Consider the following 20418-nt stretch of genomic DNA (forward strand, 5'->3'; position numbering starts at 1 on the left):
CGTTTGGGAGGCGCGAGGACGCTCCCAAACACCGAAACCCCTCCCAAACGGGTGCGGAAGGAGGGCGCGGGCGGCGGATAGGGTGAGGGGATGGAGATCTGCGCGACCCGGGCGCTGGAGCGCGCCGAGCTGATCCGCCTGTACGACGCCGTCGGCTGGTCCGCATACACCCGCGAGCCGGAGCTGTTCGGCCCGATGATCGACGGCGCCTGGCTGGTCCTCAGCGCATGGGACGAGGACCGTCTGGTGGGACTGGTCCGGGTGGTCGGCGACGGCGCCACCGTCGCGTGCGTCCAGGATCTGCTGGTGCTGCCCGAGCATCAGGGCCGCGGCATCGGGAGGGCGCTGCTGGGCCGGGCGCTGGAGGCCTGCGCGGGGATCCGCCAGATCTACATCACCACGGACGACGCCGCGGCGAACCAACGGGTCATCGATCTCTACCGCTCGCTGGGCTTCCGCCCCACCCCGGAGATGGGGCTGACGACCCTCACACTGCAGCGCTGACCCGCCGCCCTGCCCTCCCCGGCCCCGGTCTTGGGAGGGGTTTCGGCCTTTGGGAGCGTCCTCGTGGCTCCCAGACGTCGAGACCCCTCCCAAACGCGGGGGGGGACGCTACGGCTCAGGCGCGGGCGGCCGGGCGGTGCGGGGCGCAGCAGTGGCGGGAGTGCCAGGCGGCCTTGATGCGCGCCTGCCGCACCTTCGCCTCGGCGCGCCGCTCGGCCCGACGGACTCGGCGCTGGGCCTTCGCCGCCCGGCGCTCGGCCCGCCGCGCCTGGATCCGATGCCACACGGCCAGCACCTTGGCCTTGGCCCACTGGTTGAAGCGGTGCACGATCGGGTACTCGGTGGCCAGCACGCCCAGCCCCAGGAAGATCGCGAGCCACCCCGGGCCCGGGGTCACCAGCATGACGACGCCGGCCAGCACGATCACCCCGCCGACCAGGGTCACCAGGGTCTTGTGGACGAAGCGCAGCACCGGGTGGCGATGGGTGAAGGCCTTGAAGCGCCCCAGGGCGCGGTGCACGCGCCCCTCGCGCTGGCCCTGTTCGATCTCCCGCTCCAGGGAGGAGGCGGGCTGGGTGCGCACCTCGAAGGCAGCCTCGGCGGAGGCGGTGCTCGGGTGCGTGCGGACTGCGGTGGATGATGCCATCAGTCGGCATCCTACGGCCTGGTCTCCCGGGAATCCATGGCCCGGACCGCCGGCGGATCGATTCTCCTCGCATTCTCCGGGAACGCACCGGAAACACTCCGCTCAGGTCCTTGTCCGCGTCGGCGGCCGGTGGTGTGATGGCGGTATGAAGAAGCTCATCAACGATCCCGCCGACGTGGTCCGCGATTTCCTCACCGGATTCGCCGCCGCGCATCCCACCACCCACCGCGTGGACGCCGAGCAACGCCTGGTCCTGCGCTCGAGCATTCAGGAGGGCAAGGTCGGCGTCGTCTCCGGTGGCGGCTCCGGACACGAGCCCCTGCACGCCGGCTTCGTCGGCCCCGGGATGCTCGACGCCGCGGTGTGCGGGGAGGTCTTCACCTCTCCCGTCCCGGACCAGATCCAGGCCGCCACCGAAGCCGCTGACACCGGCGCCGGGGTGCTGCACATCGTGAAGAACTACACCGGCGACGTCATGAACTTCGACATGGCCGCGGAGCTGGCAGAGGACACCCGAGTGGAATCCGTGATCGTGGCCGACGACGTCGCGGTGGAGGACTCCTCCTTCACGGCCGGTCGCCGAGGGGTCGGCGGCACGGTGTTCGTGGAGCGCCTGGCCGGGGCCGCGGCCGCCGAGGGTCGGGACCTGGACGGCGTCGTGGCCGTCGCCCGGAAGGCCGCCGAGTCCTGCCGCTCGATGGGGGCGGCCCTGACCTCCGGCACGCTGCCCGCCCACGGGAAGCCGTCTTTCCAGCTGGGTGAGGATGAGCTGGAGCTGGGCGTCGGGATCCACGGCGAACCCGGTCGCTCCCGTGAGCCGATGGCCCCCGCCGCGGAAATCGCCCGGAAGCTCACCGAGCCCGTACTCGCCGAGATCCCCTCGGGCCAGCCCGTCATCGCGATGCTCAACGGCATGGGCGCCACTCCCCTGTCCGAGCTGTACCTGATGTACGGCGAGGTCGCGAAGGTCCTGGCCGAGCACGAGGTGGAGGTCGCCCGCGTGCTGGTGGGCGACTACATCACCAGCCTGGACATGGCCGGCTGCTCCCTGACCCTGATGCCCGCCGATGACGACCTGCTGCGCCTGTGGGATTCCCCCGTGGACACCCCCTCGCTGCGCTGGGGAGCCTGAGACTCCCGGACGATGCCGCCCGGGAGCCGGGCCGATTCTCGGCCCGTCCCAGCCCCGATACCCCGTCCGCCGCGGCCCGAGTCCGGGAGGCCGCCTCGGATGTCACCCCGTTCCCGGACGGATGCGAGGAGAAGCATGGATACCGCCGATGCCGCCACATGGGTCGAGCGCGCCGCCGCGCTGATGCACGAGCACGCCGAGGAGCTGACCGAGCTGGACGCCGCGATCGGGGACTCCGATCACGGGGCCAACATGGATCGCGGCTTCGCCGCCGCGGCCCGCCTGGGCTCCGCGGATTTCGACGACGCCGCGGCGTACCTGAAGAAGGTCGGGATGACCCTGGTCTCCACCGTGGGCGGGGCCTCCGGCCCCCTGTACGGGACGTTCTTCCTGCGCTTCGCGAAGGCCTACGATGCCGGGCAGGATCCGGCGTCGGCCTTCGCCGCGGCCTTCGAGGCCGGGGCCGAGGGCACAGCCGAGCGGGGGAAGTCCCAGGAGGGCGAGGCGACGATGCTCGATGCGCTGCTGCCCGCCTCCCGGGCCCTGACCGAGAAGAGTGGGGACGGGCTGGGTCCCGCCCTGGAGGCCGCGCAGCGGGCCGCCGAGGAAGGGGCCGCCGCGACCGAGGACATGGTGCCGACCAAGGGCCGGGCCAGCTACCTGGGCGAGCGGGCCAAGGGCCATCGCGATCCCGGGGCGGCGTCGGCCGTGCTGCTGGTGCGCGCCGCACGGGAGGTGCTGGCATGATCGGGATCGTCATCGCCTCTCACTCCGCGCCGCTGGCCGAGGCGGCCCGGGAGCTCGCCCTGCAGATGGTCGCCAAGAATCCGCCGGCCCTGGAGCTGGCGGCCGGCACGGAGGACGGCGGGCTGGGCACCGACGCCGCGAAGATCGTGGAGGCCGTGCAGCGGGCCGATTCCGGAGACGGGGTCGTGGTCCTGATGGACCTCGGCTCGGCCGTGATGTCCGCCGAGATGGCCGTGGAGATGCTCGAGCCGGAGCTGGCCGAGCGCACCCGCCTGTCCCCCGCCCCGCTGGTGGAGGGCCTGGTGGTCGCGGCCGTCACGGCCGCTTCCGGCGGGGACCTGGACCGCGTGGATTCCGAGGCCCGCGGCGGCCTGCGCCCCAAGGAGAAGCACCTGGGCTGACGCACCGGGGCGGCCACCCGGGCCGCCCCGGCCGCGCCCCGCCTCACCTGCGAGGCCCGCGGGGTCCGGCGGGGTCCCGTCAGATCCGGGTGCCGACCACCACGGGCTCGGCCTCCAGGCGCACCCCGAACTCCCGCTGGACGCCCTCGCGCACCGCGCGGGCCACTGCCACGACGTCGGCGGCGGTGGCCTGCCCGCGGTTGGTGATGGCCAGGGTGTGCTTGGTGGACAGGGCGGCCCGGCCGCCGGCGACGGCCGCGGACTCCCCCTCCAGCCCGTAGCCCTTGTCGAAGCCCGCGTGCTGGATCAGCCAGGCCGCGGAGAGCTTGGTCAGGGACTCGTCCACCGCGCCGTCGGCGTCCAGCACCGGGTAGCGCGGGGCATCGGCCGGCAGGTCCGCCCCGGCGTCGGCCGGGATGATGGGGTTGGTGAAGAAGGAGCCGGTGGAGTGCGTGTCGCGGTCCGCCGGGTCCAGGACCATGCCCTTGCCGGCGCGCAGACGCAACACGGCCTCGCGCACGCGGGACGCCGGGACCCGCTCACCGACCTCGGTGCCCAGGCTCCGGGCCAGCTCCGCGTAGCGCAGGGGCGCGGAGTCCGCGCGGACCTCCAGATCGAAGCTGACCTGCAGCACCGCCCAGCGCGGGGAGGGCCCGAGCATCTCCCGCTTCAGCGCGGAGTCCCGGTAGGCGAAGGCCATCCGCTGCCGGTCGAAGACCTCCACGCGCCGTTCGACGCGGTCCCACAGCCGGGCGGAGGCGAAGTGCTGGGAGATCTCCGTGCCGTACGCGCCGACGTTCTGCACCGGGGTGGCCCCGACGGTGCCGGGGATCCCGGAGAGGGTCTCCAGCCCGGACAGGCCCTCTTCGAGGCTGCGGGCCACCAGGCCGTCCCAGTCCTCCCCGGCCTCGGCGCTCAGGCGCGCGCTGCGTCCGTCCTCGGCGCGGCGCACGGTGACGCCGGTGCTCGCGGTGTGCACCACGGTGCCGTCGAAGCCGTCGTCGCCGACCACCAGGTTGGAGCCGCCGCCTAAGATCAGCACCTGATCCCCGGCGTCATCGGCCGCGATCAGGGCGTCGATGATCTCCTGCTCGGTGCGCGCGCGCACGTAGGTGCGGGCCGGGCCGCCGACGCCGAGGGTGGTCAGTTCGCTCAGAAGGGTCTCGCTCACTCGGCCCAGTCTAGCCGCGGGCCGTCAGCCGACCAGGCCCGGCGCCCGCCGGTGCCCGCCGGGACGCGGGCGGCTCGGGCAGCACCGACGAGACGGACTCAGCTGAGCCGGTGCACCCGCTCCTCCTCCGGGGTGGCCAGCTGCGGGACCAGAAGGAAGGACACGACGACGAGCACCAGGACCACGGACAGCCCCTGGCGCACCCCCAGCGCCTCCCCGAGCAGACCCAGGATCGGCGGGCCGCCGAGGAACGCGCTGTAGCCGACGGTGGAGACCACCGAGACCCGCGCGGAGGCCTTCATCGGATTGTCCGCCGCGGCGGACATGCCCACCGGGAACCCCAGGGCCGCCCCCAGACCCCACACGAAGATCGCGCCCATGCCCAGCCACAGCCATGGGGACAGCACGAAGGTGCCCAACCCCACCACGGCCAGCACACACGCGATCCGCATGACCCGCACCCGCCCGTAGGCGTTGAGCAGCCCCGTGCCCAGCAGCCGCCCGGAGGTCATCGCGGTGACGAACAGCCCGTAGCCCACGGCCCCCACGGAGTCGGAGGCGCCGTAGCCGTGGGTCAGGGCCAGCGCGACCCAGTCGTTCGCGGAGCCCTCGGCCAGGGCCATGCCCAGCACGAACACCCCGAGCAGCACGGTGCGCTTCTCCATCCACGCGTGGCGCACCGAGAACCTGCCCGGCACGGCCTCCGGGTCCACGATGGCCATGATCCCGGTGGTCGCCGGACGCACATCCTCGGATTCGGTGCGGGTGAAGGCCATGCACACCACCACCAGCACGATCACGACGGCGTAGACCGCCGTCATGTGCGCGGCCACGGACACGCCCAGGGCCGTCATCGCGGTGCCGACGATCGAGCCGATCACCGTGCCGACCGAGAAGCAGCCGTGCATCAGGGGCATGCGCTGCTTGCCCAGGGCCCGCTCCACGGCCGCGCCCTGCACGTTCGCGGCCACCGAGTAGGTGGCCTGCCCGAGGCCGAACAGCCCCAGCCCGATGCCGGCCAGCGTCACCGAGCCCAGCACCGACACGGCGTAGGCCAGGCCCAGCCCGCCGAGCATCATCAGCGCGAAGGTGATCCACAGGGTCCGCTGGGCCCCCAGGCGCATGACCACCATCCCGGAGGCGGACACCGACAGGAACGCCCCGAGGGTCTGCGCGAGCAGCAGCAGCCCGAGCGGGCCGGCGCTGAGGTGCAGCTGCTGGGCGATCGCCGGGACGCGCACGAGCCACGCGGAGATGGACAGGCCGCTGGCCAGGTAGATCCCGAGCACAGCGAAGAGCCAGGCGCGGTCGGTCACGGGGCGGCGCCCGGTGGTGCGGGTGATCATGGTCTTCTCCTGGCGACGCACGAGAGCGGATCCGGTGCGGATCCGGCGGCAGGTGTTGCGATGACGAGGCGGCGCCCCTCCCGGAGAGGGCGTACCCCTCCGGAGGGGCCGGGGCAGGAGCCCGAACGCCGCGGGATGCTTCCGGGCGCGGCAGGGCTGTTCCCGGCGGCGGCGCCGGGTCTCAGAGGGCGACGACCGCCTGGGCCTTGACCAGCACCTTCTGCGCGGTGCCCTCGGCGTCCGGGGCGGTGACGGTCAGATCCACCCGGGCCGTGCGCGCCTGCGGATCCAGCGCGCCGATCTTCCCGGACACGGCCAGCACGGTGCCGCCGGTCTCGGGGCTGGCCGCCCCCTCGGCATCGGGCACGGGCACGGGCTTGGTGAAGCGGGTCTGGTAGTCCACGATCGCCGCCGGGTCCTGAGCCCAGTCGACGACCAGCTGCACCGCCGCCCCCATGGTGAGCATCCCGTGGGCGATCACCCCGGGAAGCCCCACGGCCTCGGCGAAGCGCTGGTTCCAGTGGATCGGGTTGAAGTCCCCGGAGGCGCCGGCGTAGCGGATCAGATCCGCCCGGGTCAGCGGGATCTCTCGAGTCCCGATCTGCTGGCCCTTCTCCAGGTCATCGAACTGCGGCCTGCTCATGCCTGCTCCTCCCCTCGCACCAGCAGGGAGGACACCGCGGTGCACACCGGGGCACCCTGCGCGTCGGCGATCTCCTCGCGGGTCGTGATCATGGCCCCGGTTCCCAGGGCGCGCACCGCGTCCACATGCACGACGGCGCGCAGCTCGTCCCCGGCCACGATGGGCCGGTGGTGGGTGAAGCGCTGGTCGGCGTGGACCACCCGGGAGAAGTCGATGCCTGCGGTGGGGTCCTGGATCAGCTGGGCGTCGGCGGCCTGGGCGATCACGACGGCGTAGGTCGGCGGGGCGACGAGATCCGGGTGCCCGAGGGCCCGGGCGGCGTCGACGTCGGTGTGGGCGGGGTGCTCGGCGTGCACCGCGCGGGCGAAGGCGCGGATCGCCTCGCGGGAGACCTGGTAGGCGGGGGCGTCCTCGTAGACGCGCCCGGCGAGGTCTGCGGCGAGGCCCGGCTGCTGCTCGGGCATAGCTCTCCTCGTGGTCGGGATGGGGGCGCTCCCCAGCCTATCCCCCGCGCCCGTTCCCGCTCCCGGACCGGGGATGAGAGAAGGACCCCCGTCCGCCGCGGCGATGGCCGCGGGGACGGGGGTCCTTTCCGGAGGTAGCGGTGGACGGGCTCGATCCGTCGACCTCACGATTATGAGTCGTGCGCTCTAACCAGCTGAGCTACACCGCCTTACATGTGAAGCACCCGCGCGCGGCCTCAGCCGTGCGCGGGCCCTCATCATGAGAGCCCCGACCGGGAATCGATCCCGGGACCTCCATCTTACCAAGATGGCGCTCTACCACTGAGCTATCGGGGCAACGACATAAGACTATACAGACCGGTTCACAAGCCCGCCAAATCCGTCAGCCATGTCGTCCATCACAGCGGAAGCGCTGTGATGAGCTCGCCCTCGGGCGGGGCCTCAGCGGCCGCGGTAGCCCTCGCGCCCGTCGCGCTCGAAGCGGTCCCGGTGTCCCCGGTACCCGCCGCGATCCCCGCGGTCCCGGTTCCCGCGGTAGCCCCCGCGATCCCCGCGGTCCCGGTTCCCGCGGTAGCCGCCGCGGTCATCCCGGTCGCGCCCGCCGCGGTAGCCCCCGCGGGGACCGCCCTGGCCGCGCCCGCCGAGGCGTCCGCCCGAGCGTCCGCCGCGATCCGGGGCGATGTCGATCCGGTGGCCGTTGATCTCCAGGTCCCGCAGGGAGTCCACGTCCAGATCCTCCGGCAGGTCCACCAGGGAGAAGCCGCCGCGGATGTCGATGTTGCCGACCTGGGAGCCGGTCAGCCCGCCCTCGTTGGTCAGGGCCCCGACGATCGCGCCGGGCAGCACCCGCTGATCGTGGCCCACCTGGATCTTGTAGGTGCGCAGGCCCTCGTCGCTGCGACGCCGCGGGCCGCGCTCCCGACCGCCGTCGCGATCCCCGCGCTCCCGGTCCCGGCCGCGCGCCGGACGCTCCGGCAGCTCCTCGGCGAAGAACGGGCGCCCGTCCTGGGCGATGAACGCGATCGCGGCGGCGACGTCCTCGGCGGGCACGTCGTGCTCGGCGACGTAGCCCTCCACCAGGCCCTTGAACAGGGTCAGGTCCTCGGACTCGAGGGTCTCGGTGATCTGCTGGGCGAAGTTGTCCAGGCGGGACTGGTTCACGTCCGCGGCGCTGGGCATGTGCATCTGCTCGACCTTCTGGTGCGTGGCCTTCTCGATCTGACGCAGCATGTGCTTCTCGCGCGGGGTCATGAACAGGATGGCCTCGCCCTCCCGCCCGGCCCGCCCGGTGCGCCCGATCCGGTGCACGTAGGACTCGGTGTCGTGCGGGATGTCGAAGTTGACCACCAGGGAGATCCGCTCCACGTCCAGCCCGCGGGCGGCGACGTCGGTGGCCACCAGGATGTCCACCCGGCCCTCGCGCAGGGCCTCCACGGTCCGCTCCCGCTGGGTCTGGGGGATGTCCCCGTTGATCGCGGCGGCCTGGAAGCCGCGGGCCTTGAGCTTGTCCGAGACCTCCTCGGTCTCCTTCTTGGTGCGCACGAAGGCGATCACGCCATCGTAGTCCTCGACCTCCAGCACCCGGGTCATGGCCTCGAGCTTGTGGGAGTGCATGACCTGCATGTACCGCTGCCGGATGTTCGCCGCGGTGGTGGTCTTGGCCTTCACGCGCACCTCCACCGGGTCGCGCAGGTAGTCCTCGGCGATGCGGCGGATGGACTTGGGCATGGTCGCGGAGAACAGGGCCACCTGCTTCTCCGCGGGGGTCTGGGAGAGGATCTCCTCGACGTCCTCGGCGAAGCCCATGCGCAGCATCTCGTCGGCCTCGTCCAGCACCAGGTGGCGCAGCTGGGACAGGTCCAGGGAGCCGCGCTTGAGGTGGTCGATGACGCGCCCGGGGGTGCCGACGACGACCTGCGCGCCGCGGCGCAGACCGGCCAGCTGGGGGCCGTAGGGGGAGCCGCCGTACACGGGCAGGACGGTGAAGTCCTCGAGGTGCTTGGCGTAGGAGGAGAAGGCCTCCCCGACCTGCAGGGCCAGCTCGCGGGTGGGGGCGAGCACCAGCACCTGCACGGCCTTGGAGGGGCCCTCCAGGTCGGACAGCTCGGCCAGGTGGGACAGGGCCGGCAGCGCGAAGGCCGCGGTCTTGCCGGTGCCGGTCTGGGCCAGGCCGACGACGTCGCGGCCCTCCAGCAGCAGCGGGATGGTCTCCGCCTGGATCGGGGAGGGGGTCTCGTAGCCGATCTCCTCCAGCGCGGCCAGCACGCGCCCGTCCAGGCCGAGCTCGACGAAGCGGGGGCCGGCCGGCTCCTCGGCGGCGAGCTCCTCGGCCTGCGTGGTCTCCGCCGGAGCGGTCGCGGTCGTCTTGGTCTCGGCGGGGACAGCCTCCGCGGCGGGAGCCGGAGTCTCGGCCTGCTGGGTCTGCTCGGGCTGCGCCGGGGTCTCGGCCGACTGGGTCTCGGGGTCCGCGGGGGTGGTGCGGGCGTCGTCGGGCAGGGGGGTGGTGTTTTCGCTCACCGAAAGGTCCTTTGCTTGGCGGGGGTCGTGTCCCGGCGAAGATCTCGCCGGAGGCCGGATGTCTCCCCTCATGGCTCCGCCCGCGTGATCCGACTCCGAGTTGCAGCGGAGGACGTCATCTTCGGTGGGCGCACCCGTCCCGCTGATCTGCGGGTGTCTGTGGTCTTCAGGCGGTGCGCGCGGCGGCGAGCTCGAGATCGAGTGACGGCCTTCCGCTCCGCTGTCTCAGCGGGCGTGGGGGCGCGTCTCGGGGAATCCCGGTGTCCCCCACCCTACCCCACCGCGGTGCGCCCGCGGCCGGGGCGTGACGCACCGCTCGGTGCCCCGCACCCCCGATCGGACGGGGCCGGGCGTGGGGCGGCGTCGGACCCCTGCGGGGCGGGCACAGTCAGGCCCGGCGCAGCACCACGACGCTCTGCTCCCGGAACACGACGTCGTAGGACGCGCCGTAGTGCTCCCGGGCGTAGGCGCCCGGATCGGCGGGGCCGCGCCCGCCCCAGGTGGCGCCGTCGGTCTGCAGCACGAGGTACTCCGGGGCCGGGTCCCCGGCGGTGCCGATCCAGTGCACGTCCCGGCCCGGGACCAGGCGGGTGAGCACCGAGAGGTCCGCGGCCACGCTCACGCCCTCCGGCACGTGTTCGACGGCCCGCTGCCGCGCCTGGATCACCTGCCGCTGCGTGGCATCCGGCTCCCGCTGCCGCCAGGCCTCGGCCAACGGTCCCGAGGGCACCAGGGCCACCGCGAGGACGGCGGCCAGCACCGGCCCGGCCGCGCAGACGGCGTCCACCGTCGCTCGCGCCCGCGAGCGCAGGACGGCGGCGCGCCCGCTCGCCCCGGGATCCCCGGCATCGCCATGGTGCACGACCTCGCGCCGACGGCGCTGCGCGGGGGCCGCAGCGCGGGCCCGCAGGGCGGCGTCGAAGACCGCGGCGAACAGCACGGGCATCAGCACGAGGCTGTAATGCCAGGTGGGCCCCCAGTACCCCTCGTTCGGGGAGAGGAAGCGCCACACGAGGGTCGGCAGACCCACCCAGGACAGCGGCGAGCGCAGGAACACCACGGCCCCGCTGAGCAGCAACAGCCCCCAGGTGCGCAGCTTGGCTTCAGGGGTGAACAGCTGGGCGAAGGCCTGCAGCGGGTCGCCCAGGGCCCGCGGCACATCCACTTTGTCCGCGTAGTCGAAGGTCCCGTGCGGATTCAGCGCGGGCAGGATCACGCTGACGGCCAGCACGCTCCAGGCCAGGCCCCAGCACGCCAGGATGATGCCGGCCGGCGCCCCGGGCCGACGCAGCGCGCCCCGCACCCGGTGCGCCGCCGCGCTGCACAGGCCGGGCGCGGGGCGGATACCGGACGCGGATCGCTGCTCGCCGGAGCCCTCCGACGCCGAACCGGACCCGGGCTCAGGCCCCGCGCCGTGCCCGTCCGCGGCGGGGGCGCGAAGGGCCGTCCAGAGGATGACCAGCCCGATGACCGCGACGGTGATGCCGAGGTCCTCCTTGACGAAGACCAGGGGCGCTGCCCACCCGGCGGCCGCGCGCAGGCGGCGCAGGGCCAGCAGGCACAGGCTCATCGCCAGCAGCGGCACCGCGAAGGCGACCTCGTGGAACTGCACCCGCACCGCCTCGAACACCCCGAAGCTGAGGGTGAAGGCCGTGCCCAGGCAGAGCCCACGCGCCCACCCGAGGAAGCGGGTGCCGAAGCCGGCGAGGATCCCGGCCCCGAGCCCGAGCAGCGCGTCCTGGGTGATCATGATGGCCAGGCCGCTGGGCCACAGCGCCCAGACCGGGCCGAGCAGGATGAGCAGGGGGTGGAAGTGGTCCCCCAGAAGGTTGAAGCCGTGGCCCTTGATGTCCACGATCGGGGCCCGCAGGTGCGCGTAGTCCTGGGCCAGCTGGGAGAAGATCGCCAGGTCCCAGGAGGGGCTGTCCCAGCGTTCCCACTGCCCCACGGACATCCAGGAGAACAGCCCCGCAGCGAGCAGCGCGCAGACCGCGCCGAGCGCCCAGGTTGCGCGTCGCGAACCCCGCGGCGCGACAGCCCGACCGGCGGCGGGGTCGGCGCTGCCGCCGGAGGTGGCGGCGCGTCGACCGCGTGAGACGATGGATCCCATGCCTGCTCCCTGCGTTCGCGAGCGTCTGCTGCGCCCGGATTCACCCGTGGATCTGGCGCGCACGCTCGCGGTGCTGCGGCGCGGCACATCGGACCCCACTGTACGCATCCGCAGCGGATCCCACGGCACCCGCGCGGTGCTCACCGCACGCATCCCGGAGGACACCGGGTCGGGGGTCACCGCGGTGCTCGAGCAGGGCCCGCACCTGGTGCCCGACGCCGCGGCGCGCGAGGCCGCGTCGGGTCCGGCCTGCTGGCCGATCCTGGTCCGGGCCTGGGGGTGGGATCCGGAGGAGATCGCGGCCTTCCTGGATCGAGCCGCCGGACTGACGGGGCTGGCCGATGACTGGCCCGGCTTCGCGGCCTCACCGGAGCACCGGCTGATCCCAGCGGACATCCGGGCGGCGTTCCGCACCCGTCCGGGGCTGCGGCTGAGCTCCTCCGGGTGGGTCTTCCGCCACGCGGTGAGCGCGGTCTTCGAGCAGAAGGTCACGGGTGCGGAGGCGATCGGGGCGTGGCAGCGCCTGACCCGCGAGCACGCGGACCCCGCGCCGTCCCCGGGTGGGACGGCCCCGGCGTGGGCGCGGGACCTGGTGCTGCCGCTGACGCCGCTGCAGTGGCGCCGGATCCCGTCCTGGCACTGGCGCACCGCCGGGGTGGATGCCCAGCGCAGCGCAGCGGTGGGTCGGTTGGCGGAGGCCGCCGGATCGCTGATCCGCGCCGAGGAGGCGCGACGACTCCCGGGCGGGGCGGCGCACGGGGTGGCTGCTCTCGCCCGGGGGCTGGCGGCGGTGCCGGGGATCGGCCCGTGGACGGTGGCCGAGACGATGCAGCGCTCCCACGGTCTGCCGGATGCGATCAGCGTGGGCGACTACCATCTGGCCCACGGCGTCTGCTACGCCCTGGAGGGGCGCGCCGGGGACGATGAGCGGATGCTGCGGCTGCTGCGCCCGTGGGCGGGCAACCGCCAGCGGGTGGTGCGCATGATCCTGGCCGCCGGGCCCCGCCGACCCCGGCGCGGGCCCCGGGTGGCCCCGCAGGCCCACCGCTTCGGGGGCTGACGACGCGGCTGCGGCCCCGGAACGGGTGTTCCGGGGCCGCGGGGCGGAGATCCCACGGCCGCCGGGCGGGCGCGGGATCGGGTGGGTGCCGGGCTCAGGCCTGCGCGGGATCCGCGGACGGGGCCTGCCCGCCCTCGGCCTGCTGGGCCGCCTGCTTCTCGGCCTCGGCGATCTGCCGGCGCACGTCGTCCATGTCCAGGCCCTGCACGGCCTCGATGACCTGGTCAAGCTGGGAGCCGTTGAGGGCGCCGGGCTGGGCGAAGACGAGGGTCTGCTCGCGGAAGGCCATCAGGGTGGGGATGGAGGTGATCCCCGCGGCGGCCGCGAGGCTCTGCTGGGCGTCGGTGTCCACCTTGCCGAAGGCGATCTCCGGGTGCTTCTCCGAGGCAGCCTCGAAGACCGGCCCGAACTGCTTGCAGGGCCCGCACCACTCGGCCCAGAAGTCCACGAGCACAATCTCGTGGTCCTGGATGGTCTGGTTGAGGTTGTTCTCGGTCAGTTCGACGGTAGCCATGTGCCCGAGACTACGCACCGACCCCGGGCGAGCCCCAGGCCTTTCACTGTGAGCACAGCATCCTGACCGCGGCCGGTTGGCACCCGCCGGCTCGGCGTCGGCCTCCGCACCCGCCGGAGGCGGGGCCGCGGCGGAGGTGGAGACGCCGAAGGGCCCCGATCCGGTGGATCGGAGCCCTTCGGGTGGCGCGCCCTGTGCAGGGCATCGGTGGCAGGTGAGGGATTCGAACCCCCGTAGGCAGTGCCAGCTGATTTACAGTCAGCCCCCTTTGGCCGCTCGGGTAACCTGCCGAGCCTCCGCCGCGCCGGCGCCTCGGCCGTCACGATGGATCATCGCTCCCGCAAGCGGGAGCGGATACCACCGTAGCGGACCCGAGCCTCCCGGCACAAACCCCGGCCCCTGCGCGGACCCGACCTGTGAGCAACGGCACCGGGAGGGGCGCTCTCTCTCCCGAGGTCCGCCGCATCGGGCCCGCCTCACCGACCGCCGGGCACGCGCGGCGGCGTGTGCTGCTCGACCAGCAGCGCGGCCTCGATGCGGGCCAGGAACCGGGCGGACTGCCGGGCGCTGATCTCCCCGCGGGCCACCGCCGCGCGCAGGTCCTCTCGGACCCCGCGATGCCGGGCCACCAGATCCGCCCGGTGCAGGCCCGCGGCGGGCACCGGGGCGGAACCGGGACGGGGGCGCGACGGCGCGGGAACGGGCAGGGCGGCGACGGCGCCTGCCTCCAGCTCGCCGGGGAGGACTCCGTGGGGAAGGACGGTGTGCATCTGCATGACTCCCACCCTCGGACGCCCGCCTGTGCCCCTGGTGAGAGGACGATCAGGGCCAGGTCGGGGAACGCTGGCCGATCGCCGATCCCTCCCCCGCCGCCCGGCCCAGCACGTACCCTGGTGGAGAACATCCGACCTCGACCCCGCAGGAGGGCCCATGGCCAGCGAATCCTCATTCGACATCGTCAGCACCGTGGACAAGCAGGAGGTCTCCAACGCGCTGAACCAGGCGCAGAAGGAGGTGTCCCAGCGCTACGACTTCCGCGGCGTCGGCGCCTCCGTGGAATCCTCCGGGGAGAAGATCCTCATCAAGGCCAACTCCGCCGAGCGCGCCCAGGCCGTGCTGGACGTCTTCCAGTCCAAGCTGGTCAAGCGCGGGATCTCCCTGAAGTCCCTGGACGCCGGGGAGCCGTACCCCTCCGGCAAGGAGCACCGCATCGAGTGCTCCATCAAGGAGGGCATCGCCCAGGACCAGGCCAAGAAGATCTCCAAGCTCATCCGGGAGGAGGGCCCCAAGGGCGTGAAGGCGCAGATCCAGGGCGATGAGCTGCGGGTCTCCTCCAAGTCCCGGGACGATCTGCAGGCCGTGCAGGCCCTGCTGAAGGAGGCGGACCTGGAGGTCGCCGTGCAGTTCGTCAACTACCGGTAGCCCGCGCTCCCGCCTTCAGCGCCGACGACGCGACGCGGCCCGCGCCCCGATCCTTCCGGGGTGCGGGCCGCGTCGCGTTCGGCTGGAGCGGAAGATCAGCGCCCGGCGTTCCCGCCGTAGCCGGCCATCTGCTCCAGGCGGGCGATGCGCTGGTCCATGGGCGGGTGGGTGGAGGTCAGGCGCCCCACGTTCAGCCCGCCGAAGGGGTTGGCGATCATCACGTGGGAGGCGTTGGCGACCTTCGGGTTCTCCGGGTCCATCGGGGCCCGGGCGGTGCCGGTCTCCAGCTTGCGCAGCGCCGAGGCCAGGGCCAGCGGGTCGTCGGTGAGCCGGGCGCCGTCCTCATCGGCGTCGTACTCGCGGGTGCGGCTGATGGCCATCTGGATGATCGAGGCCGCCAGCGGGGCGACCAGGGCGATGAGCAGGCTGCCGATGACGTTGCCGCCGCGCTCCCGGTTGCCGCCGAAGAACAGCGCGAACTGGGCGATGGAGGAGACGACGCCGGCGATGGCCCCCGCCACGGAGGAGGTCAGGATGTCCCGGTTGTACACGTGCATCAGCTCGTGCCCGAGCACCCCGCGCAGCTCGCGTTCGTTGAGCAGCTGCAGGATGCCCTCGGTGCAGCACACCGCGGCGTGCTCCGGGTTGCGCCCGGTGGCGAAGGCGTTGGGCGAGAGGGTCGGGGCGATGTACAGCCGCGGCATGGGCTTGTCGGCCCGGGTGGACAGCTCCTGGACGATCCGGTACATGGCCGGGGCCTCCTGCGGGGTGACCGGCCGGGCGTTCATGGAGCGGATGGCGATCTTGTCGCTGTTCCAGTACCCGTAGGCGGAGGTGCCCAGGGCGATCAGGGCGAAGATCCAGATGAACGCGGAGCTGCGGGTCCCGGCGGCCAGCACGCCGCCGATCCCGAGCAGCACCGCCCAGAGCCCGCCGAACAGCAGGGCCGTCTTGAGCCCGTTGTAGTGCTGGTGCATGGTCCTTCGATGTCTCCTCGGATGACGACGACGGTCCGCGGACGCCCGCGGGGGACGACGAACGCGGTGCTTCAACCGTAAAGCATCAGGGTCACGGAGTGGTTGCGCAGACCTGTCAGCCAGCTGAGGACTGGCTGGGCGGTCTCGGACAGTCGGTCAGCCGCGCCAGCGCACCACGACCCACGTCGCGGTCCAGACCGGGATGGGCCGTGCGCTCGCAGCCCGCGGGGCAGCAGCGCGCGGAGCATACGCCCGGGGCTCCCCCATCGGCAGCTCACCAGCGGGCAGCCCCTCATCCCCGGTCTCCTCGACCACACCGACCCCCGCGGCACGAGGGAGCCGCGCCTGGGGAACCGGCTGCCCGTCCTCCGGGAGGTCCGCGGGTGCCGCGGAGGCCGGAGTCTGCGGCCCGGCCGCGTCCTCGGCCACGGCGTCCCCGGCCGCAGCATCCTCGACCGCGGCTTCCCCGCCTGCATCCTGCTCGCTCGCGCTCTCCCCGGCGGCCACCGGCCCGGTCTCCGGCTGCGGCTCCGGGTCCACCGGATCCGGAAGCACCGGGGACTGCGCCCCGGTCGCGGGCCGCTGCGCCGCAGGGACGGGGCCGGGATCGACATCGATCGGCACGAGGTCGGTCTCCGGCTGCGCCTGTGCGGGCACCGCGGCCGCGGCGGTGCGGATCACCGGCTCCTCCGCGGGCTCCGCCGAGGGCCCGGAGGCCTCCGGCTCGGCGTCGGCGGGCCGCACCTGGGCGCTGCTGAAGGAGGCCTGCGGCACCGGCACCGCGCTCCCCCGATCCTCGACGGGGGACGAGGACCCGTCGGCGCGCCCGGCGGGTCCGGCCTCACCGGAGGAGCCCCCCTCGCCTCGGATCCCCTGGCCGTTCCCGCGGTCCGGCTCGGGCGAAGCCGTGGTGCGCGCGGCGAGGACCGTGCGCACCAGCACCGGACGCTCCGCCTCCTCACGCGCCGCCGGTGCGCCGGCTGCGGCCCGCGGGGCGGTCTCGGTCTCCGCGAACTCGGTGGGTGGGAGTCGCGACGGGGAGGACGGGGCATCGGCTTCCGATGACGGCGCGGAGATCTCCGCCTCGATGGTGGGCGAGGGCCGGGCTCCCTCCGGAGGCAGCTGTACGGTGGAGGCGAACAACGCGACCGCGGCCAGGGCCGAACCGAGCCGCACCCGCCGCCACCCGGGATGTCCCGCACCCAGGTGCGCGCGCCCGGAGGGCGCGTGTCGGGGCGGATCCGCGATTCCCCGGGGAGATGCCGCGCCGTCGGCCACGGGACCCGACGCCGCGCCGACGGCGGCCAGGGCGTGAGCCCGCTGCCCGCCGTGCAGCAGGACTCCGCCCAGGAGCATCCCCGGCAGCACCCAACCGCGCATCAGATCGGAGGTGCTGACCAGCGCCAGGTGCTCGGCGGAGCAGCGCGGGCAGGTCTCCAGATGCCGCAGCAGGCGCCGACGACGAGCAGACGTCAGGCGCCCGCGCACCAGCTGCGGGAGCATCGGCGCATATTCGGCGCACTCCCCCGTCGCCGGACGCAGCGCATAGTGGGAGAGATACCCTTCCCGGAGGCGTTCGCGGGCCCGCACGGCGGCCTGGGAGACGGCGTTGGGCGTCATCTCCAGCTCCGCCGCCAGCTCGCGAGGCGCACGCCCTTCCACATCCAGACCCCACAGGATGGTGCGCCAGCGCGGGGGCAGATCCTGATAGGCGCGGGTGACGATGCGGGCCTCCTCGCGGCGGCCCACCACGGCCTCGGTGGTCTCCGCCAGCGGCAGCGCCTCCGGGGACTGCGGATCCTGCGGGGCGGGGCCGCTGCGGCGCTCGCGCACCACCGTGGCGACCGTTCGCATCAGGTACCGCAGGAAGGCCCGACGGGGCCCTCTGCCGTCGGCGAGCATCCCGAGGATGCGCACGAAGGCCTCGGCGACGGCGTCCTCGGCCTCCTCCGGGTTCGCGCCGGAGCGTCGGGCGATCCGCACCGCGGTGCGCGCATGGCGCTGATACAGCCGCTCGGCCACACCGGCCGGGTCCTCCGGGTACCGGCGCAGCAGCGCCTCGTCCTTCTCCGGCGTCTGCGACCCCTCGGCCGCGCTGCCCGCCGCGTCTTCCGGTTGCATCACGAAACATTCACCCCCGATATTCCGAGACCCTGTCCCCCGGGCACTCGTCCCGATAACCTTAGGCCAGGATGGGCGCGGAAGCATCGCATCGAACGACGCAAGAGTCGCCACAGGATGCTCGTCATCGCAGCGTGAGAGTCCGACGACGCCGGGGCCATCCCGATGCACCGGGATACCCGGGTGCGCCCCGCCCTGCTCCATCCCCCATGGAGCACATCCCCCGATGGGGCGGCGACGCACCCGCGCCTGGCTCCCCCCTGCCAGGCGCCCCCGGAATGCGGATCCGGACATCCCCCATGTCCCGGTCCGCGAGCGGGCGGCCGCATCCCCCGATACGGGCTGCCGCGGTGTCGGGGCCTCCTCCCCGGAGGCCCCGACACCTTCTCCAGAGCACCGCGACCCCGGATCGTGACGCGATTTCAGCCGCAGATCTTCCATGATCCATATCACTCGCCCAGCGGCCTCCTATTGTGAGTGGCTCAGAATAACGCTAGGGTGGTTCCATGACCTCACAGACCACGCCGACGCACCCTCCGGCCCACGACGCCGCGGCCCTGCGCGCGCAGTGGTCGGACGAGCTGCGCTCCCTGGGCCGTCGGGTGACCCGGCAGCGCCTGGCCGTGCTGCACACCGTGCATCGGCACCAGCACTCCACCGCCGAGGAGATCGTCCGCCACGTGCGCGCCGTGCTGCCGAGCATCACCGTGCAGTCCGTCTACGTGGTGCTGGCCGACCTCACCGCGGTCGGCATGCTCCGGAAGTTCCAGCCGCCCGGCACCCCGGGGCTGTACGAGACCCGCGCCAACGACAACCACCACCACAGCGTGTGCGTGGACTGCGGGCGCGTGGAGGACGTGGACTGCGCCGTCGGGCAGGCCCCGTGTCTGCACCCGAGCCAGACCCATGGGATGCAGATCCTCAGCGCCGACGTCGTCTTCCGCGCCCTGTGCCCGCAGTGCCGGGCCGCCCGGGAGCGCGCCGAGGCCGAGTCCCGGGACTGATCCCGGGGTCGCCATCTCAGACCACCCGAACCGCTCCGCACCCGCGGAGCCCGGGCCCATCCCCAGTCACACCCACGACGAAGGAGATCCACCATGACCGAACAGCAGTTCGATCCCCATCGCCCCTCCACCACCGAGACCGGCGTGCCGCGCCAGTCCGACGAGTACTCGCTGAGCGTCGGCGCCAACGGCCCGCTGCTGCTGCACGACGTCGAGCTGGTCCAGAAGCTGGCCCGCTTCGACCGCGAGCGCGTCCCGGAGCGCTCCCCGCACGCGAAGGGCTCCGGCGCCTTCGGCGAGCTGGAGATCACCGAGGACATCTCCGCGTACACCTACGCGAAGTTCCTGCAGAAGGGCACCAAGACCCCGATGCTCGCGCGCTTCTCCACCGTGGCCGGTGAGCTGGGCTCCCCGGACACCTGGCGCGATGTTCGCGGGTTCTCGCTGAAGTTCTACACCGAGGACGGCAACTTCGACATGGTCGGGAACAACACGCCGATCTTCTTCATGCGCGACCCGATCAAGTTCCCGGACTTCATCCACTCGCAGAAGCGCACCGCCGACTCCGGTCTGCGCAGCGCCAACATGCAGTGGGACTTCTGGACGCTGTCCCCGGAGTCGGCCCACCAGGTCTCCTACCTCATGGGCGATCGCGGGCTGCCGCGCAGCTGGCGGCACATGAACGGGTACTCCTCCCACACCTACATGCTGGTCAATGCGGAGGGGAAGAAGACCTGGGTCAAGTGGCACTTCATCTCCGAGCAGGGCGTGGAGAACATGACCAACGAGGAGGCCGAGCGGCTGGCCGGCTCCGACGGGGATTACCACCGCCGGGACCTGTTCGACGCGATCCAGCGCGGGGAGTACCCGTCCTGGTCCGTGGAGATGCAGTTCATGCCCTACGAGGACGCGAAGGACTACCGCTTCAACCCCTTCGACCTGACGAAGGTCTGGCCGCAGAAGGACTACCCGCGCCACAAGGTCGGCCGGTTCACCCTGAACCGGAACCCGGAGAACTTCTTCGCCCAGATCGAGCAGGCGGCCTTCGCCCCGGCCAACATGGTCCCCGGCACGGGGCTGTCCCCGGACAAGATGCTGCTGGGCCGGGTGTTCTCCTACCCGGACGCCCAGCGCCACCGCATCGGCACCAACTACAACCAGCTGCCGGTCAACGCCCCGGTGGTGCCCATGAACTCCTACGACAAGGAGGGCTTCATGCAGTACCACCACTCCGGTTCGGCCGCGCCGTACGCCCCGAACTCCTACCGCTCCTACGTGAGCAAGGAGGAGTCCCGGGTGGACAACGGCTGGGAGGCCGACGGCGAGCTGGTGCGCGCCGCGTACACCCTGCACGCGGAGGACGACGACTTCGGCCAGGCCCACACCCTGGTGCGCGAGGTCTACGATGACGCCGCCCGCGAGCGCCTGGTGAACACCGTGGCCGGGATGATGGCCGACGTCGAGGAGCCGGTGCTGTCTCGGGTGTTCTGGTACTGGAAGAACATCGACCAGGAGGTCGGCGAGGCCATCGAGAAGAAGGCCAAGGAGCACCGCGGGGACGACGTCCCCGGCGCCTGATCGCCGCCCCCACGGCTCTGACCCTCCCCGGTCCTGAAGCCGTATGACCGGAAGGCCCCCG

General features: G+C 73.0%; 19 protein-coding genes and 3 tRNA genes. 8 read left to right on the forward strand and 14 right to left on the reverse strand.

All coding sequences use genetic code 11. The features are described from left to right. Window positions 1-90: 90 nt before the first annotated feature. Window positions 91-504: a GNAT family N-acetyltransferase gene (locus AC0VXQ_RS08305; RefSeq protein ID WP_058731139.1), complete on the forward strand. Its 414-nt coding sequence runs from the start codon at window positions 91-93 to the stop codon at window positions 502-504. Window positions 505-619: 115 nt separating this feature from the next. On the opposite strand, the gene AC0VXQ_RS08310 is transcribed toward AC0VXQ_RS08305, so the two are convergent. Beyond that, entirely contained in the window at window positions 620-1150 is a 531-nt protein-coding gene (locus tag AC0VXQ_RS08310; RefSeq protein WP_224799828.1) for a PGPGW domain-containing protein, read from the reverse strand. A 145-nt stretch (window positions 1151-1295) separates the two neighbouring features. Here AC0VXQ_RS08310 and dhaK point away from each other — a divergent pair, with 145 nt between their 5' ends. From dhaK to dhaM, 3 genes are all read left to right on the forward strand, one after another. After that, window positions 1296-2282 (forward strand): dihydroxyacetone kinase subunit DhaK, encoded by a 987-nt coding sequence (gene dhaK, locus AC0VXQ_RS08315; protein ID WP_058731141.1) that lies wholly within the window; start codon window positions 1296-1298, stop codon window positions 2280-2282. Between the two features lie 135 nt (window positions 2283-2417). Then, on the forward strand, window positions 2418-3029 hold the full coding sequence (gene dhaL, locus AC0VXQ_RS08320) for a dihydroxyacetone kinase subunit DhaL (protein WP_196826217.1): 612 nt from the start codon (window positions 2418-2420) through the stop codon (window positions 3027-3029). Then, window positions 3026-3430, forward strand: a complete 405-nt coding sequence (dhaM, locus tag AC0VXQ_RS08325; RefSeq protein ID WP_058731143.1) for a dihydroxyacetone kinase phosphoryl donor subunit DhaM — start codon at window positions 3026-3028, stop codon at window positions 3428-3430. Before dhaL ends, dhaM begins: the two co-directional genes overlap by 4 nt. A gap of 79 nt (window positions 3431-3509) precedes the next feature. On the opposite strand, the gene AC0VXQ_RS08330 is transcribed toward dhaM, so the two are convergent. The 8 genes from AC0VXQ_RS08330 to AC0VXQ_RS08365 form a co-directional block, all read right to left on the reverse strand. Continuing rightward, the gene (locus AC0VXQ_RS08330; RefSeq protein WP_058731144.1) at window positions 3510-4601 is read right to left on the reverse strand and encodes a UDP-N-acetylmuramate dehydrogenase; all 1092 of its coding nucleotides are present in this window, start codon (window positions 4599-4601) and stop codon (window positions 3510-3512) included. A 98-nt stretch (window positions 4602-4699) separates the two neighbouring features. After that, entirely contained in the window at window positions 4700-5947 is a 1248-nt protein-coding gene (locus AC0VXQ_RS08335; RefSeq protein ID WP_475528328.1) for an MFS transporter, read from the reverse strand. 181 nt (window positions 5948-6128) lie between these two features. Further along, window positions 6129-6590 carry a MaoC family dehydratase gene (locus AC0VXQ_RS08340; protein ID WP_061225606.1) on the reverse strand — a complete coding sequence of 154 codons (462 nt, stop codon included), beginning with the start codon at window positions 6588-6590 and terminating at the stop codon, window positions 6129-6131. Then, a complete protein-coding gene (locus tag AC0VXQ_RS08345) occupies window positions 6587-7054 on the reverse strand; it encodes an FAS1-like dehydratase domain-containing protein (RefSeq protein ID WP_061225605.1) in 468 nt (155 codons plus the stop codon). Before AC0VXQ_RS08345 ends, AC0VXQ_RS08340 begins: the two co-directional genes overlap by 4 nt. Window positions 7055-7189: 135 nt before the next feature. After that, a tRNA-Met gene (locus AC0VXQ_RS08350) sits at window positions 7190-7263 on the reverse strand. A gap of 55 nt (window positions 7264-7318) precedes the next feature. Next, window positions 7319-7390 (reverse strand) — tRNA-Thr (locus tag AC0VXQ_RS08355). 105 nt (window positions 7391-7495) lie between these two features. Beyond that, a complete protein-coding gene (locus tag AC0VXQ_RS08360; protein WP_475528331.1) occupies window positions 7496-9571 on the reverse strand; it encodes a DEAD/DEAH box helicase in 2076 nt (691 codons plus the stop codon). A 388-nt stretch (window positions 9572-9959) separates the two neighbouring features. Further along, window positions 9960-11681 carry a DUF2079 domain-containing protein gene (locus AC0VXQ_RS08365; protein WP_475528333.1) on the reverse strand — a complete coding sequence of 574 codons (1722 nt, stop codon included), beginning with the start codon at window positions 11679-11681 and terminating at the stop codon, window positions 9960-9962. Here AC0VXQ_RS08365 and AC0VXQ_RS08370 point away from each other — a divergent pair. Beyond that, window positions 11680-12741, forward strand: coding sequence for a DNA-3-methyladenine glycosylase family protein (locus tag AC0VXQ_RS08370; protein ID WP_064725839.1), 1062 nt, complete (start codon window positions 11680-11682; stop codon window positions 12739-12741). The two genes, AC0VXQ_RS08365 and AC0VXQ_RS08370, sit on opposite strands and share 2 nt — an antisense overlap. 94 nt (window positions 12742-12835) lie before the next feature. On the opposite strand, the gene trxA is transcribed toward AC0VXQ_RS08370, so the two are convergent. From trxA to AC0VXQ_RS08385, 3 genes are all read right to left on the reverse strand, one after another. After that, on the reverse strand, window positions 12836-13255 hold the full coding sequence (trxA, locus tag AC0VXQ_RS08375) for a thioredoxin (protein ID WP_058730738.1): 420 nt from the start codon (window positions 13253-13255) through the stop codon (window positions 12836-12838). A gap of 208 nt (window positions 13256-13463) precedes the next feature. Beyond that, window positions 13464-13545 (reverse strand) — tRNA-Tyr (locus AC0VXQ_RS08380). Between the two features lie 186 nt (window positions 13546-13731). Next, complete coding sequence (locus tag AC0VXQ_RS08385) at window positions 13732-14031, reverse strand: hypothetical protein (protein ID WP_058730737.1); 300 nt, start codon at window positions 14029-14031, stop codon at window positions 13732-13734. A gap of 154 nt (window positions 14032-14185) precedes the next feature. Here AC0VXQ_RS08385 and AC0VXQ_RS08390 point away from each other — a divergent pair, with 154 nt between their 5' ends. After that, entirely contained in the window at window positions 14186-14677 is a 492-nt protein-coding gene (locus tag AC0VXQ_RS08390; RefSeq protein ID WP_058730736.1) for a YajQ family cyclic di-GMP-binding protein, read from the forward strand. A 95-nt stretch (window positions 14678-14772) separates the two neighbouring features. Here the strand turns inward: AC0VXQ_RS08390 and htpX are convergent, their stop codons facing one another. Both htpX and AC0VXQ_RS08400 read right to left on the reverse strand, forming a co-directional pair. Next, entirely contained in the window at window positions 14773-15654 is an 882-nt protein-coding gene (gene htpX, locus AC0VXQ_RS08395) for a zinc metalloprotease HtpX (protein WP_061225601.1), read from the reverse strand. 156 nt (window positions 15655-15810) lie between these two features. Then, a complete protein-coding gene (locus AC0VXQ_RS08400) occupies window positions 15811-17775 on the reverse strand; it encodes a sigma-70 family RNA polymerase sigma factor (RefSeq protein ID WP_061225600.1) in 1965 nt (654 codons plus the stop codon). A gap of 506 nt (window positions 17776-18281) precedes the next feature. Here AC0VXQ_RS08400 and AC0VXQ_RS08405 point away from each other — a divergent pair. Together AC0VXQ_RS08405 and AC0VXQ_RS08410 are read left to right on the forward strand one after the other, a co-directional pair. Beyond that, window positions 18282-18779, forward strand: a complete 498-nt coding sequence (locus AC0VXQ_RS08405; protein ID WP_081046198.1) for a Fur family transcriptional regulator — start codon at window positions 18282-18284, stop codon at window positions 18777-18779. A 93-nt stretch (window positions 18780-18872) separates the two neighbouring features. Then, complete coding sequence (locus AC0VXQ_RS08410) at window positions 18873-20357, forward strand: catalase (RefSeq protein ID WP_058730733.1); 1485 nt, start codon at window positions 18873-18875, stop codon at window positions 20355-20357. Window positions 20358-20418 lie beyond the last annotated feature (61 nt).

Source organism: Rothia sp. QJM3NY_36 (genome assembly GCF_056173115.1).

Coding starts and splice junctions, on each gene's coding strand:
- AC0VXQ_RS08410 (WP_058730733.1), top strand. CDS start 18,873: ATGACCGAACAGCAGTTCGATCCCCATCGCCCCTCCACCACCGAGACC.
- AC0VXQ_RS08345 (WP_061225605.1), bottom strand. CDS start 7,054: ATGCCCGAGCAGCAGCCGGGCCTCGCCGCAGACCTCGCCGGGCGCGTC.
- AC0VXQ_RS08405 (WP_081046198.1), top strand. CDS start 18,282: ATGACCTCACAGACCACGCCGACGCACCCTCCGGCCCACGACGCCGCG.
- AC0VXQ_RS08340 (WP_061225606.1), bottom strand. CDS start 6,590: ATGAGCAGGCCGCAGTTCGATGACCTGGAGAAGGGCCAGCAGATCGGG.
- dhaK (WP_058731141.1), top strand. CDS start 1,296: ATGAAGAAGCTCATCAACGATCCCGCCGACGTGGTCCGCGATTTCCTC.
- AC0VXQ_RS08305 (WP_058731139.1), top strand. CDS start 91: ATGGAGATCTGCGCGACCCGGGCGCTGGAGCGCGCCGAGCTGATCCGC.
- AC0VXQ_RS08335 (WP_475528328.1), bottom strand. CDS start 5,947: ATGATCACCCGCACCACCGGGCGCCGCCCCGTGACCGACCGCGCCTGG.
- dhaL (WP_196826217.1), top strand. CDS start 2,418: ATGGATACCGCCGATGCCGCCACATGGGTCGAGCGCGCCGCCGCGCTG.
- AC0VXQ_RS08390 (WP_058730736.1), top strand. CDS start 14,186: ATGGCCAGCGAATCCTCATTCGACATCGTCAGCACCGTGGACAAGCAG.
- AC0VXQ_RS08385 (WP_058730737.1), bottom strand. CDS start 14,031: ATGCAGATGCACACCGTCCTTCCCCACGGAGTCCTCCCCGGCGAGCTG.
- AC0VXQ_RS08310 (WP_224799828.1), bottom strand. CDS start 1,150: ATGGCATCATCCACCGCAGTCCGCACGCACCCGAGCACCGCCTCCGCC.
- AC0VXQ_RS08400 (WP_061225600.1), bottom strand. CDS start 17,775: ATGCAACCGGAAGACGCGGCGGGCAGCGCGGCCGAGGGGTCGCAGACG.
- dhaM (WP_058731143.1), top strand. CDS start 3,026: ATGATCGGGATCGTCATCGCCTCTCACTCCGCGCCGCTGGCCGAGGCG.
- trxA (WP_058730738.1), bottom strand. CDS start 13,255: ATGGCTACCGTCGAACTGACCGAGAACAACCTCAACCAGACCATCCAG.
- AC0VXQ_RS08370 (WP_064725839.1), top strand. CDS start 11,680: ATGCCTGCTCCCTGCGTTCGCGAGCGTCTGCTGCGCCCGGATTCACCC.
- AC0VXQ_RS08365 (WP_475528333.1), bottom strand. CDS start 11,681: ATGGGATCCATCGTCTCACGCGGTCGACGCGCCGCCACCTCCGGCGGC.
- htpX (WP_061225601.1), bottom strand. CDS start 15,654: ATGCACCAGCACTACAACGGGCTCAAGACGGCCCTGCTGTTCGGCGGG.